The 13,697-nt window shown below is 62.2% G+C and carries 7 protein-coding genes; 5 read left to right on the top strand and 2 right to left on the bottom strand.

Going from position 1 to position 13,697, the window contains the following annotated elements:
* Window positions 1–20: 20 nt before the first annotated feature.
* Together FHW96_RS09570 and FHW96_RS09565 are read right to left on the bottom strand one after the other, a co-directional pair.
* On the bottom strand, window positions 21–2,234 hold the full coding sequence (locus tag FHW96_RS09570) for a glycoside hydrolase family 3 C-terminal domain-containing protein (RefSeq protein ID WP_172340341.1): 2,214 nt from the start codon (window positions 2,232–2,234) through the stop codon (window positions 21–23).
* A gap of 112 nt (window positions 2,235–2,346) precedes the next feature.
* Complete coding sequence (locus tag FHW96_RS09565) at window positions 2,347–4,575, bottom strand: TonB-dependent receptor (RefSeq protein ID WP_172340340.1); 2,229 nt, start codon at window positions 4,573–4,575, stop codon at window positions 2,347–2,349.
* A gap of 436 nt (window positions 4,576–5,011) precedes the next feature.
* On the opposite strand from FHW96_RS09565, the gene FHW96_RS09560 reads away from it, so the two are divergent.
* From FHW96_RS09560 to FHW96_RS09540, 5 genes are all read left to right on the top strand, one after another.
* The gene (locus FHW96_RS09560) at window positions 5,012–6,052 is read left to right on the top strand and encodes a LacI family DNA-binding transcriptional regulator (RefSeq protein WP_172340339.1); all 1,041 of its coding nucleotides are present in this window, start codon (window positions 5,012–5,014) and stop codon (window positions 6,050–6,052) included.
* Window positions 6,053–6,197: 145 nt separating this feature from the next.
* Window positions 6,198–8,330 carry a TonB-dependent siderophore receptor gene (locus tag FHW96_RS09555; protein WP_172340338.1) on the top strand — a complete coding sequence of 711 codons (2,133 nt, stop codon included), beginning with the start codon at window positions 6,198–6,200 and terminating at the stop codon, window positions 8,328–8,330.
* A gap of 3 nt (window positions 8,331–8,333) precedes the next feature.
* The gene (locus FHW96_RS09550) at window positions 8,334–9,557 is read left to right on the top strand and encodes a PepSY domain-containing protein (RefSeq protein ID WP_172340337.1); all 1,224 of its coding nucleotides are present in this window, start codon (window positions 8,334–8,336) and stop codon (window positions 9,555–9,557) included.
* 110 nt (window positions 9,558–9,667) lie between these two features.
* Window positions 9,668–12,070 carry a TonB-dependent receptor gene (locus FHW96_RS09545; RefSeq protein ID WP_172340336.1) on the top strand — a complete coding sequence of 801 codons (2,403 nt, stop codon included), beginning with the start codon at window positions 9,668–9,670 and terminating at the stop codon, window positions 12,068–12,070.
* Between the two features lie 11 nt (window positions 12,071–12,081).
* Complete coding sequence (locus FHW96_RS09540; protein WP_172340335.1) at window positions 12,082–13,695, top strand: alkaline phosphatase; 1,614 nt, start codon at window positions 12,082–12,084, stop codon at window positions 13,693–13,695.
* Window positions 13,696–13,697 lie beyond the last annotated feature (2 nt).

The following is a 13,697-nucleotide window of genomic DNA, read 5'->3' as shown; positions in this document are numbered from 1 at the left end:
AAAATGATGCACGCATCGGCTTAGTCCTTCCAGTTCTTGGCGGCAATCGTTGTGGAAACCGGCGAGCCCAGATGCTCGGCATCCTGCCCCAACGCGAAGCTGTAGGCGCCGCCCTTGAGTGTCCAGCCTTTCGCCGTCCAGTCGGCCAGAATGCGCGGATCAATGGTCAGGTTGACGGGCTTGGCCTCGCCGGCCTTCAGCTCGACACGGGCGAAACCGGCCAGACGCTGCTTGGCCTCGCCGCCGCGCGCGGTCAGGTAAAGCTGGGCGACATAGGCGCCCGAGCGCGCTCCGGTGTTCTTGACCGTGAAGCTGGCCGAAAGCCCCTTCACGCTCAGCCCGTCAGCGGCAAAGCTGGTGTAGCTCAGACCATGGCCGAAGGGGAACAAAGCCTTCTGACCCTTGCGAGCGAACCAGCGATAGCCGACGTCGGAACCCTCGATATTGTAATCGGCGGTCACCTTGGTGTCGGGCGTGGGCGGGTTGCCCATGAAGTCGGTTTCCAGATCCCAATAGCCATCGACCACCGGACGCGGCAATTGCGAAGCGCTGGCCGGGAAGGTGATCGGCAGGCGACCCGAGGGGTTGGTTTCGCCAAACAGCACGCTGGCAATGGCATCGCCGCCGCGGCTGCCGCCATACCATGCCTCGACCACGGCGGGCACCTTGTCCAGCCAGGGCATGTCCACCGGATTGCCGGTTTCCAGCACGACGATGGTGCGCGGATTGGCCGCCGCCACCGCCGCGATCAGCGCGTCCTGACCATTGGGCAGGCTGAAATCGGCGTGGTCCTGCCCTTCGGTCGACCACTTCGTTGCAAAGATGATGGCGACATCGGCCTTCTTCGCCTGATCCACAGCATCGGCGATGATCGTGCCGTCGCGATAGGTGACATTGGCGTCCTTGGCCTGCGCCTTGATCGCGGTATAGGGGGCAACGCCATGATAATGCTGGCTGAAGAAGGCCGCCCACGGGCCATCGCCGCCCAGCGGGATCGACGCCTTGGGGCCGCCTTCGGGGTCGGTCTGGCTGGAGCCGCCGCCCGAGAGCACACCCGAATTGGCATAGCCGCCGATCACCGCAATGCGCTTGGCATTCTTGGCCAGAGGCAGCAGGTTGCCATTGTTCTTCAGCAGAACGATGCCCTGCTTGGCCGCTTCGAGCGCCACTTCGCCATTCTTGGCAAAGTCGATCTTCACGCCCGGCTTGGCATCGCTCTTGTCCAGATTGGTGGCATAGATCGCGGTCAGCACGCGGCGGTTCATGTCATCCAGACGCGCCGCCCACTTGGGATCGGCCTTGGCCTTGGCGGCCAGATCGTCGGTGAAGAACAGCTTGGGATCGAGTTCGGCGCCCGACTGTTGATCCAGCCCGTGGATCGCGGTGTCGAGCGTCGGCACCGCGCCCCAGTCGGACATGACAAAGCCCTTCCAGCGCCAGTCCTTCTTGAGCACCGTGTTGAGCAGATAGTCATTGTCGCAGGCATTCGCGCCATTGACGCGGTTATAGGCGCACATCACCGAAAGGGGCTGGCCCTGTTCGATGCCGATCTTGAAAGCCAGCAGGTCGCTTTCACGCGCATTGGCGTCGGTGATCTGGATATCGACAAATTTGCGGCCCGTTTCCTGACCGTTCAGCGCGAAATGTTTGATGGTCGAAATGATGCCGTTGGACTGAATGCCCCGGATCGCCGCGCCCACCAGATGGCCCGAGAGCAGCGGATCTTCGGACAGATATTCAAACGTGCGCCCGTTGCGCGGATCGCGGGTCAAATTGACGCCGCCTGCCAGCAACACGTTGAAACCCTTGGCGCGCGCCTCGGAGCCGATCATCGCCCCGCCCTGTTCCAGCAGCGCCGGGTTCCACGAGGCCGCCTGCGCCAGACCCGAAGGCAGCGCGGTCGAGCCATCCTTGCGGATGCCGCCGACATAGGAAACACCCAGCGAAGCATCCGATTCCTTGAGCGCGGGAACCCCCAAACGGGGAATGCCCGCAATATAGCCCGCGCCGGGGATCGCATCGGCAGGCGCCTTGGGCGGATTGGGGCCCATGGGCAACGGCATGATGCCATGGGTCAGGATCGTCTTTTCCTCACCCTTCATCGCCTTGACCGTGGCGGCAGCGCGCGTATCGGCGGCCGCCACATCGGCGGCCGTGGGAGCAGCAGCATGGACCATGGTCGAGCCCATCGCGATGATGGCCACGCCTGCGAGACATTGAAACTGGATTTTCATGGTCTTCTCCTGCCACTCCTGTGGGTCGGTAGATGGAATTTTTCTCAAGAACAGCCGCAAGCCGGATAGGTGGCTTGCAGCTGTTCATCAACAGGTAACTATTAGATTTATATTAGAATTTTACGCCAGCGCGAACGCCGAAAGTGCGCGGATCCTCAAACACCGCCGTGCCCACAAAGGAAGACGAAGCCGTCTGGCCGGTCGCCCCGGTCAGCACGATGCGGTTTTCCAGATTCTTGGCAAAGGCGCCGACGTAATATTTCTTGTCAGGCGAATTGTAGGTCACCGTGATGTCAGTCTTGCTATAGCCGGGCTGACGGAAGAAAGCGCCATTGCCCACGTCGGTCAGCGCATAGCTGGCCGAGATGCGGGTGCGCGCGTTCAGCACCACTTCGCCGCCGTTGGAGAGCGGCTGGTTATAGGTATAGCCCAGCGCGACCACCGACTTGGGGCTGCGATTGAGCTGCAGGCCCGAGAAGTTGGCATTCGCCCCGTTGATCGGCGGCGTATAGCTGCCATAGCGAGCGTCGAGGAAGGTCACCATCGCGTCGATCGTGTGGTTCTTGGCCGGGCGCAGCACGGCTTCGAGTTCCACGCCATCGACCTTGGCGGTCGCGGCATTGGCCGTCACCTGGCAAGGACCGCCGCAGACATTCTGCACCGAGGACACCTGCAGGCCGTTATAGTCGTAGTGGAAGTAGTTGCCGTTGAAGCGCAGCACGTTGTCGGGCGTGTGGACCTTGAAACCGGCTTCATAGGCGGTCAGCGTTTCGGGCTGATAATAGAGCGCCGAGGCAGGCAGGGCGCAGCCCGTGCCGGTGCCGATTTCGCAACCGTCGTTGAAACCACCGGCCTTATAGCCGGTGGCCACGTTGGCATAGAGCAGGCCGATGCCGGGCAGGTCATAGTCCACGCCCACACGCCAGGTGGTCTTGCTGAAATTGCGGCTTGCATTGTTGGTCTGGAACGTGGTGCGCACGCCGGTCAGCAGGTTATCATTGACGGTGGCGCCCACGCGGCTCTTGTCATCGCTGGAATAGCGCACGCCTGCGGTCAGCTTCAGGTTGTCGGTGAAATTATACGACCCTTGCGCAAAGGCGCCCTTGGTCACGGCCTTGGTCGGGTCCTGCGGGAAACCGAACTGGCTGTTGGGGCCAAAGAAGTCGAGGATAAAGAAGGCGATGCCCGACTGTTCCTTAAAGTAGTAACCGCCCGCCTGCAGGAAGACCGGCCCTTTCTTGAAGGCCAGACGCGCTTCGTGGCTGGTCTGCCAGTAATGGCCGGTGAAGGTAGTGCGATTGCCCGCCGTCGGGCCGCTGACCGAGGCCAACGAGGCGAGGCTGTAGCGATCCATCGTGCGATAGGAGCCCAGATAGGTCGCGGTCAGCGAATCCGAGACGTTCCAGTCCACCTGGCCCATCACGCCCGCGCCCTTGTTGTGGTTCTTGCCCTGCCACTGTTCGTTCAGGTTGCTGGTGCGCAGCGCGTCGGAGGAAGCGTTGATGTTGTAGGTGGGCGTGGCCATCACGCCTGCCGACTGGCTGCCCACGTTGCCGGAGAAGAAATTGGTGATCGGCACCGAGTTGACGCCGTAGCCATCGTCGAGCGAATAATCGCCCTTGACCAGCACCTTGAGGTTGGGGGTCGCATGCCACAGCGCCGAAAGGCGGGCCGCGAACACGTTCTTGAACGGGCCCCAATTGTAATTGTCGGTCGAAGCCTTTTTCACATAGGTGTCGCGGCGGTCATAGTTGACGGCGGCGCGCAGGGCGAAAGTTTCGGTGACCGGCACGTTGAGCGTGGCCGTGCCATTGACGTGGTTGAAGCTTTCATAGGACGCATCGGCCGAGGCGCCGAACTTCTGCTTGGGTGATGCCGTGATGACATTGACCACGCCCGCCGTGGTGTTGCGGCCATAGAGCGTGCCCTGAGGCCCGCGCAGCACTTCGACGCGCTCGACGTCAAAGAAGCTGACTTCCTGCGCCTGAGGACGGGCCAAATAGATGCCGTCGGCAAGGAAGGCGGCCGAAGGATCGCCCTTTTCGGTGCCGTCGGTGCTGGTCACGCCGCGGATGGTGATCTGCAGACCGTTGCTGCGCACGATCGACACGTTGGGCACCGAGTCAGCCAGCTGCGTGGTGTTGGTGATGCCCTTTTGCACCAGCTGATCGCCGCTGACGGCGGTCATGGCGATCGGGGTTTTGGACAAAAGCGTTTCGGTGCGGGTGGCGGTCACGATGATGTCGCCATCGGCGGTGACCTGGGTGGTTTGTGCATAAGCCTGCGTTGCCGCAGCCAAAGCCATAGCTGACGCAACGCCTGCAAAGACGTTTTTCTTCATAGCCCCTCTCCATGTTTGAAAACGATCTCATGTCGTTTCGTCCATCTTGGTCCCTCAATCAGACATCGCTGTCAAGCAGGGCCTTGCAATAGGATTTTTGTGTGGCTTCGCGGGCACAGGGATATTTCCTGTTTAGAATATTGTATTGTTTTATATTGATATTTTTTATCGTCTTTAACCAAAAATTCCGATCTGGCCGCTTTGCCGCGCGCCAAAACAGCGTGTTCCGCATTGCTATTCACCCTAACGTTTGTGATCGATTGCGCCTCCCCCTCGCATTGCGCCTGCACAGCGCAAATGCAGCAAGAGCACCCATCGAATCCTTTCCACGCATGCTTGACAATCAGGACAGGGCCACCACAACAAAACTGCAACACCAAGGCCGGACCGGCGCTCTTGCCCGATGGGCGGGGTCCTGCCGCTGCCGGAAAAAGGCATGATGACCCAGACCAGATATGACATTGCCCCGCGTGCCCACGCCACCATGGCCGATGTGGCCAAAGCGGCGGGCGTGGCGATCAAGAGCGTGTCGCGCGTTATCAACAACGAGCCCCACGTCTCAGCCCAGCTGCGCGACAAGGTCGAGGCCGCCATCGCCGCGCTCAATTACGTGCCCGATACGGCGGCGCGCTCGCTGGCGGGCGCGCGCAGTTTCACCATCAGCGTGCTGTTCGACAATCCCAGCCCGAATTACACGATGAAAGTACTGGCGGGTGCCTATCGCGCCTGCGTTGCGCGCCAGTATCACCTGCGCATCGATTCCATCGACACCAGCGCCGATACGCCCGCACTGCAATCCGCGCTGGAGGCGATTTTCCGCAATGCGCGCTGCGACGGCTTTGTCCTGACCCCACCGATCAGCGACGATCCGCGCGTTCTCGACGCGCTGGAGGCTTACGGCGCGCGCTATGCCCGCCTTGCGCCGTTTATCGATGCGCAGCGTTCGCTTTCGGTCACGATCGACGATGCCGGGGCCGCCGCGCGCATCGCCGATCTGTTCTATCAGAACGGCCACCGGCGCATGGGCATCGCCAACGGGCCGCGCGAACATGGCGCGGCCCATACCCGCCGCAAGGGCTTTGTCGAAAGGTTGCATCAGATCGACCCATCAGTCGTCATCTCCGAGGCGGTGGGCGGCTTTGCCTTCGAAATGGGCATCCATGCGGGGCGCGAATTGCTGTCCGCGCCCGAACGCCCCACCGCCATTTTCGCCACCAATGACGATTCGGCCGCAGGCGTGATGGTGGCATGCAGCCAGCTTGGCCTGTCGGTGCCGCGCGATGTGTCGGTATGCGGCTTCGACGACAGTTGGGTGGCCCGCACGACATGGCCCTATCTGACGACGGTTTTTCAGCCTATCGAAGGCATGGCCGAAGCCGCCGCGCTGATGATGATCGACCGTGAGGATGGCGCGCGCCAGATTGAGTTGGGTTTCGAACTGATCCTGCGCGATTCGGTGGGCCCTGCGCCCGCCTGAACGGAGGCATCCATAATTTCCCAATGATTTCGATAGCGTCCTGATCTTGGGCGAGGCCTTTCTGCGCCCGCATAATTAATCTTGAAATTGAGAGTGAGTTGCAATAGCGAGTCTCGGCAACAGATAGTCTCCCCGAAAGGTTGCCATGTCCCTGCGTCTCGCCCTGCTGTCCACCGCTGCCCTTTGCGCGCTCGCCTCCCCTGCCCTTGCCGCAGAAAACGCGGCGGACAATGCCGAGGATGCCAACTCGATCATCGTCACCGGCAGCGCCCAGCGCGAAACCCCCTCGGCCACCGGCCTTTCCCTGACCCTGCGCGAAACGCCGCAATCCATCACCGTGATCGACCGCCAGCGGATCGAGGATTTCGCCCTCACCAATGTCAACGACCTGTTGGCCCAGGCGGTCGGCATCAATGTCGAGCGCGTCGAAACCGACCGCACCGAATATACTTCGCGCGGGTTTGACGTGACCAATTTCCAGATCGACGGCATCGGCCTGCCGCTGCGCTGGGGCATTTCCTATGGCGACATCGACACCATCCTCTACGAACGGGTCGAGGCCATTCGCGGCGCCAACGCGCTGATGACCGGCATCGGCAATCCGTCGGCCACGATCAACTATGTCCGCAAGCGCCCGACCAAAGACTTCCACGTCAAAGCCAATGCGCAAGGCGGAAGCTGGAACCAGTGGCGCGTCGACGGCGATGTTTCGGGCGCGCTGACCAAGGACGGCAAGCTGGCTGTCCGCCTGATCTATGCCCATGACCAGCGCGATTCCTATCTGCGCTACAACCATGTTAACCGCAATGTTTACGGCGCGCTGCTCTCCTATGATTTCACGCCCGAACTGACCCTCAACACCGGCTATACGCGTCAGGAAAACAATGCGCGCGGCGTCCTGTGGGGCTCGCTGCCGCTGCTCTATACCAATGGCACGCGGGTATCCTATCCCGTCTCGGCCAGCACTTCGGCACCATGGACCTATTGGAACATCACCGACCAGACCGCCTTTGCCGAACTCGAATGGAAGGGGCACAATGGCTGGCAGGCGCGCGGGCGCTATACCTATAATCACCGGGATTCGGACGCCAAGCTGCTCTACGGCTATGGCTATGCCGATGCCGCCACGGGCCTTGGCAATGGGGCATGGCCGGGGATCTATAATTCGCCCTATGACCAGAACCTGTTCGACGGTCAGGCATCGGGCCCGGTCAAACTCTTTGGCCGCGAGCATCAGATTTCGCTGGGCGTGTCGCATGCCACGATGCATGGCCGCGAATATTCGCAATCGACGCTCTCCTATCCGGCCTATGCCTCGGTCACGGACTGGGCGGTCAACGGCGTCTATCCTGCCGAAGGCGGCTATGCCGCGCAGGTCCTGTCCGAGGACAGCCGCGACACGCTGACCCGCGTCTATGGCGCGCTCCATGCCAATTTCACCGACCGGCTGAAGGGCGTGTTCGGGGCCAGCGCGATCTGGCTGCGCTCGTCGGGCACCTCCTATGATGTCGACCAGACCCGCCGCAATTCCGCGCTCAGCCCCTATGCGGGCCTTGTGTTCGATGCGACCGGAAACATCTCTTTCTATGCCAGCTATACAGACATCTATAACCCGCAAAAGGAAGTGACCGTCAACAATGTCCGCCTGAACCCTGCCAAGGGCACCAGCATTGAAGGCGGCATCAAGACCGAATGGTTCGACAAGCGCCTGTTCGCCAGCGCCGCGATTTTCCGCGCGCGCCAGACCGGATTGGCCGAGGCCGCGGGCGTGTTTGGCGTGGGCGATGCGGGCCGGGTAGGCACCACCTATTACCGGGGCGTGGACACGACCTCGCGCGGGTTCGAACTGGAAGTGACCGGCATGATCACCCCGCAATGGTCGATCAGCGGCGGCTACACGGGCCTGGAAGTCCATGACCAGACCGGCGCCCCCACGCGCACCTTCCTGCCCACCAAATCGTTCAAGATGGCCAGCACATACACGATCCCGGCCTTTCACGATCTGAAATTCGGCGGCCAATTGCGCTGGCAAAATGACATCCGCACCACCGACAGCGCGGTCGTGGCCTATGGCCTCGTCAGCGATCCTGTCGTCATTACCCAGAAATCCTATGCCGTGCTCGATCTGATGGCCGGCGCGCAGGTCGCGCCCCATGTCCGCGCCAGCCTCAACCTGCGCAATGTGGGCAATGTGCATTATCTGGGCAGCCTGAAATGGGGTCAGGGCTTTTACGCCGCCCCGCGCAGCGTGTCGGGCACGGTAACGGTGGCGTTCTAAGCCATGGGGCGGCAATTCTGGGTGGTGGCGCATCGCTGGGCGGGGCTGACGCTGGCGCTGTTTCTGGCTGTGGCGGGGTTTACCGGCATCTTCCTGTCATGGATCGACGAATTGGAAGTTGCCGCAGCGCCCGATCTGCAACTGGCCGCCCCGCCCTCGCCCGGCACAGCGCCGCTCTCCACGCTGGAATTGCGGCGGCGCGTGCTGGCGCGCTATCCGGGCGCGCGGATCGATTATGTGCCTATGGCGGTTGAGGAAGGCCATTCGCTGCGCCTATATCTGACATGGCCCGATGCCAAAACCGGCCTGCCTCGCGCCGATGCGCCCGCGTGGGATGACCTTTTCGTCGATCCCTATACGGGCGCGGAACTGGGCCGCCGCCAATGGGGCAATATCACGCAAGGGATCAAGAACCTGATGCCCTTTACCTATCGCCTGCATTACAGTCTGGCGCTGGGGCAATGGGGCCTGCTGGCCTTTGGGCTGGCGGCGCTGGTCTGGGTGCTGGATTGCTTTGTCGGCTTCTATCTCACGCTGCCCGTGGTGACCAAGGCGCCCGCGCGGCAAGGCTGGTTTTCCCGCTGGGCGCCGGCATGGGCGGTCCGCTGGGGGGCCTCAAGCTATAAGCTGAACTTTGACCTCCACCGCGCGGGGGGCCTGTGGATCTGGCCCTTGCTGCTGGTCTTTGCGGTGTCCAGCGTCTCGTTCAACCTGCCGCAGGTCTATGGCCCGGTGATGCAGGCGCTGGGCGGGGTGGATGATGGGGCGGTCTATCAATCGGCCCTGCTGCCCGCGCCGCGCTGGAGGCCGCGCCTGTCTTTTGACGACGCACTATCGCGCGGCGAGGCGCTGGCCCGCGCCGAGGCCGCGCGCTTCCATCTGGCCCTGCGCAGCGATGGCGAGCGCTATCTCTGGTATATCCCGGCCACCGGCGCCTATATCTATGGCTTCACCTCGGACGCGGATATTTCGCACCATGGCGGGGGCAGCTTCGTCGGCTTTGACGGCGACAGCGGGGCCTTGCGCGCCACGCGCATTCCCACCGGGCGGCATGGCGCCAACACCTTCACCACATGGGTCGAGGCGCTGCACACCGCCCATGTCGGCGGCACGGCATGGCGCATCGCGGTCAGCATGATCGGGGCGATGGTGACGATGCTGTGCATCACCGGCATTGTCATATGGATGAAAAAGCGCAGTGGCAGGATCAGCCGCAAGGCACGGTAAAATCACGGCGGGGCTGTCATAAAACCACAATAGATCCAAGTCATTCGCCCCCTGCTGCCAATGCCTCGCAATCGCATCCGTCATGAGGCATCGGCGTTGAAAGGGTCGTCATGCTTCATCTTCGCCGCCGCGCGTCTGTCCGCCTCGTGCTTGCCTCCGCCTCCCTGCTCGCGCTTTCCACGCCCGCATGGGCCGCAGAGGGCAATACTGCCGAAGCCGATGCCGGCCCCGGCGGCGATGTCATCGTGGTGGCGCGCAAGCGGGCCGAAAGCGCCCAGACTGTGCCGATTGCCATCACCGCCCTGTCGGGGGCCGAATTGTCCAATCAGAACATGGCCAATTTCACCAATTTTCAGGCCAAATTCCCCGCCTTCTCGGTCTATCTGACCAACCCGAAGCAACTCAATCTGGGCATCCGCGGCATTGGCAACAATGGTTTCAACACCGACGGCATCGACGGCTCGGTCGGCATCTTTGTCGATGGCGTCTATACCGCGCGTCAAGGCATGGTCAGCGCGGATTTTAACGACATAGCTGATGTCGAATTGCTGCGCGGCCCGCAGGGTACACTGTTCGGCAAGAACACCACAGCGGGCGCGGTCATCATCAACACCAAGGCGCCCAGCTTCAAACCCGAAGCCGCCTTTGAAGGCGCGGTGGGCAATCAGGGCCTGCGCGAAATCAAGGGCAGCATTTCCGGCCCGATCGTGGCCGACAAGATCGCCATGCGCCTGTCGGGCTATTACAGCCAGACCGACGGCAATTACAAAAACCTCTATAACGGGGCCTATCAGAATGCCCGGCAAGGCGAAGGCCTGCGCCTGCAAATTCTGGCCACGCCCAATGACAAGCTCTCGATCCGGGTGATCGGCACATGGAACCATCAGGGTTTCAACACGATGTCGCCGATTGCCGTGTCGATCTACAACCCGGCCGCGCTTCAGGCGCGCATGACGGCGGCGGGCTATACTCTCAATACCAGCGATGCTTCGGCCCGCGCGGTCAATATCGATTCGCCTCTGAACGCCCGCACTGATTTCTACAGCGCCAACACCACGGTGGATTACAATCTGGGCAAGGCGGGCACGATCACCGCGATTGCCGCGTGGGAGCATTGGAAATGCTGGACCAACAATGACAATGACTACACCCAGTTGAACGCCATTCAGGACTATGGCTCGTGCAACAATGTTCAGCAGGAAAGCGGCGAATTGCGCTGGGCCACGCCCAAGGGCGGCCTGGTTGAAGCCACGGTCGGCGGCTTCTTCTCAGCCCAGCAACTGGCGGTGGATTCGCGCATCCGCTTTGGCGATCAATATTACATCTGGGCCGCCAATCCTTCGGCCACGGCCTTCCCCACCACGGGCGGCAAGACCTGGGCGCAGGGCGCCTATGCCAATGCGGTGGCGGGGCTTGGCTTTGCCAGCCATGCGGTGTTCCATACCGGAACGCAGGCGCTGTTTGCCAATGCGACCATCCACCCCGATGCCGCGCGCAAATTGTCGATTGACCTCGGCCTGCGCCAGACGTGGGAACAGCGCTCGGAATTTTACGCCGGTTGGGTCGCGTCGAATGCGGGCAATCTCTCGCAGACCCAGATCAACGCGCTGTCCTCCAGCGGCGCCAATGCGCAATTGGGCAGCGTCGATCAACGCCTGTCCGACTCCTCGCTCTCGGGCGAGGCCGGGATCAATTACCGCGTAACCCCGGCACTGATGCTTTATGCCAAATATGCGCGCGGCTATAAGTCCAAGGGTTTCAACCTCCTGCCCGTCAACAGCACCAACCCCGACAGCAGCATCGCGCAGGTGATCGCGCTGGGCGGCGGACAGACGGTGAAGGGCGAAACCGCCGATTCCTTTGAAGGCGGCATCAAAAGCGAATGGTTCGAGCGCCATCTGACGATCAACCTGACCGCCTATCACACGATTGTCCGCAATTATCAGGCCAATCAGGCCGTGGGCGTGGGCAATACCGCGATCAAATTCCTCTCGAATGTCGGCTCGCTCACCTCGAACGGCGTGGAACTGGAAAGCGAGGCGTGGTTGCCGCTGGGCCTGCATGCCAAGGGCTTTATCGCCTATAATCATGCCTATTATTCCAGCTTCACCAACTCGGTCTGCCCGGCCCAAAGCACGGCGACCTCGTGCGATCTGACCGGGCGGCAGGTGGCTTGGGCGCCGAAATGGACGGGCGATGTCTCGGTGGATGCCACGCATCGCATCGGGGGTGATCGCGAGGTCTATGGGCTGGTTGATGTCAACTGGCGCTCGGCCCAGAACACCACGATCACACTTGACCCTTCGGCATGGATCGCCCCCTATGCGCTGGTCAATGCGCGGGCCGGGGTGCGGATGAATGGCGGCAAGATCGACGTTCAGCTCTGGGCCGACAATCTTTTGAACAAAACCTATTATATCAATATGCTGGGCCTGACCAAATCGACTGGTCTGGTTCAGGGCTATCCCGGCAATCCGCGCAGCTTTGGCCTGCGGATCCGCACCTCGTTCTAAGGGCGCAAGCTATGAGCAGACCCCCCCGCGAGTTTGACCGCCGCCGCCTGATGGCATGGATGGCGCGGGCGGGATTGGCGGCGGGGGGTCTGCCTCTGGCAGGCATCGCGGGCGCATGGCCGCGCAATGTCGATCCCAATCCGAAATTGGCCGATTATCCCTTTACGCTGGGCGTGGCCTCGGGCGATCCGGCGGTGGATGGCTTTGTCATCTGGACCCGCATCGCCCCGCGCCCGAACGAGCCCCATGGCGGCATGGCCCCTGCCCCGGTGCTGGTGCAATGGGAGGTCAGCGAGGCGGAGAATTTCGCGGTTCTGGCGGCTCAAGGCACGGCTCTGGCCAGCCCCGAACTGGCCCATAGCGTCCATGTCGAGGTGGGCGGCCTGCGCCCGGACCGACCCTATTTCTACCGCTTTCGCATCGCGGGCCATGTCAGCGCCACCGGCCGCAGCCGCAGCCTGCCCCTGCCCCATGCGCGGCTCGATCGCCTGCGCTTTGCCGTGGCCGGGTGTCAGCATTACGAGCATGGGTTTTACACCGCATGGCGCCATATCGCCGCGGAACCGGTGGATTTCATCTTCCACTATGGCGATTACATCTATGAAACCAATGAGAAGGGCGATGATACGATCACCCTTCAGGGCAATTCCTATCCCCGCGCGCGGCGGCATAATGCGCCCGAACCAATCTCGCTCGACGATTACCGCCGCCGCTATGCGCTGGGCAAACAGGACGCCGATTTGCAGGCCGCCCATGCCGCCGCGCCCTTCTGGGTCAGTTTCGACGATCACGAGGTCGATAATGACTGGGCCGATGCGGTGGATCAGGACGGCACCCCGCCCGAAGTCTTCCTCTATCGCCGCGCCGCCGCATTTCAGGCCTATTATGAACATATGCCGCTGCGCCGCCAGTCCATGCCCGACGGGCCGCGCATGGCGATGCACCGGGCGGCGCGTTACGGCGATCTGCTCAATGGCTTTGTGCTGGACACGCGCCAGCATCGCTCGGATCAAATCCCCGGCCCCTATTATGCGCCGATTACGCCGGAGGTGGCCGATCCACGCCGCACCATGCTGGGCGCGGAGCAGGAGGCCTGGCTTTTCAATGCCTTGAACCGTTCCGACACACGCTGGAACCTGATCGCGCAGCAGGTGATGCTGATGCATCTGTCGCTGGCGGATAAGGCTACGGGGACGCAAGGCTATAATCTCGACCGCTGGTCGGGCTATCTGCACAGCCGCCGCCGTCTGCTGGATCATATTGATCGCGCCTGCCCCGGCAATGTCGTGACGGTCAGCGGGGACGCGCATCTGCATTACGCGGGCGATCTGGTGCAGGATCAGGGTTCGGGCAAAATCATCGCCAGCGAATTTCTCGCCACCTCGATTTCATCGGGCGCCGATGGTCAGGGCGACGATACGATGCACAGCCGCCACGCGCTGGCGCATAATCAAGCGCTTAAGGCCGTATGCGACCGGCGCGGCTATGTTCTGTGTGATGTGGGCCGCGAAGTTTGGCATGCCGATCTCAAAGTGATCGACCGCGTGACCCGCCCTGACGGCGCACTGTCCACCTGGCGCCGGCTGGCCGTCGAACGCGGCCATCCCGGCGTGGTGCCCGCCTAGGT

Source organism: Novosphingobium sp. SG751A, from assembly GCF_013149295.1.
Classification (GTDB): Bacteria; Pseudomonadota; Alphaproteobacteria; order Sphingomonadales; family Sphingomonadaceae; genus Novosphingobium.
The sequence above is the reverse complement of the archived record's forward strand: the minus strand, read 5'-3'. Positions and strand labels throughout refer to the sequence as shown.

Coding starts and splice junctions, on each gene's coding strand:
- FHW96_RS09570 (WP_172340341.1), bottom strand. CDS start 2,234: ATGAAAATCCAGTTTCAATGTCTCGCAGGCGTGGCCATCATCGCGATG.
- FHW96_RS09565 (WP_172340340.1), bottom strand. CDS start 4,575: ATGAAGAAAAACGTCTTTGCAGGCGTTGCGTCAGCTATGGCTTTGGCT.
- FHW96_RS09560 (WP_172340339.1), top strand. CDS start 5,012: ATGATGACCCAGACCAGATATGACATTGCCCCGCGTGCCCACGCCACC.
- FHW96_RS09555 (WP_172340338.1), top strand. CDS start 6,198: ATGTCCCTGCGTCTCGCCCTGCTGTCCACCGCTGCCCTTTGCGCGCTC.
- FHW96_RS09550 (WP_172340337.1), top strand. CDS start 8,334: ATGGGGCGGCAATTCTGGGTGGTGGCGCATCGCTGGGCGGGGCTGACG.
- FHW96_RS09545 (WP_172340336.1), top strand. CDS start 9,668: ATGCTTCATCTTCGCCGCCGCGCGTCTGTCCGCCTCGTGCTTGCCTCC.
- FHW96_RS09540 (WP_172340335.1), top strand. CDS start 12,082: ATGAGCAGACCCCCCCGCGAGTTTGACCGCCGCCGCCTGATGGCATGG.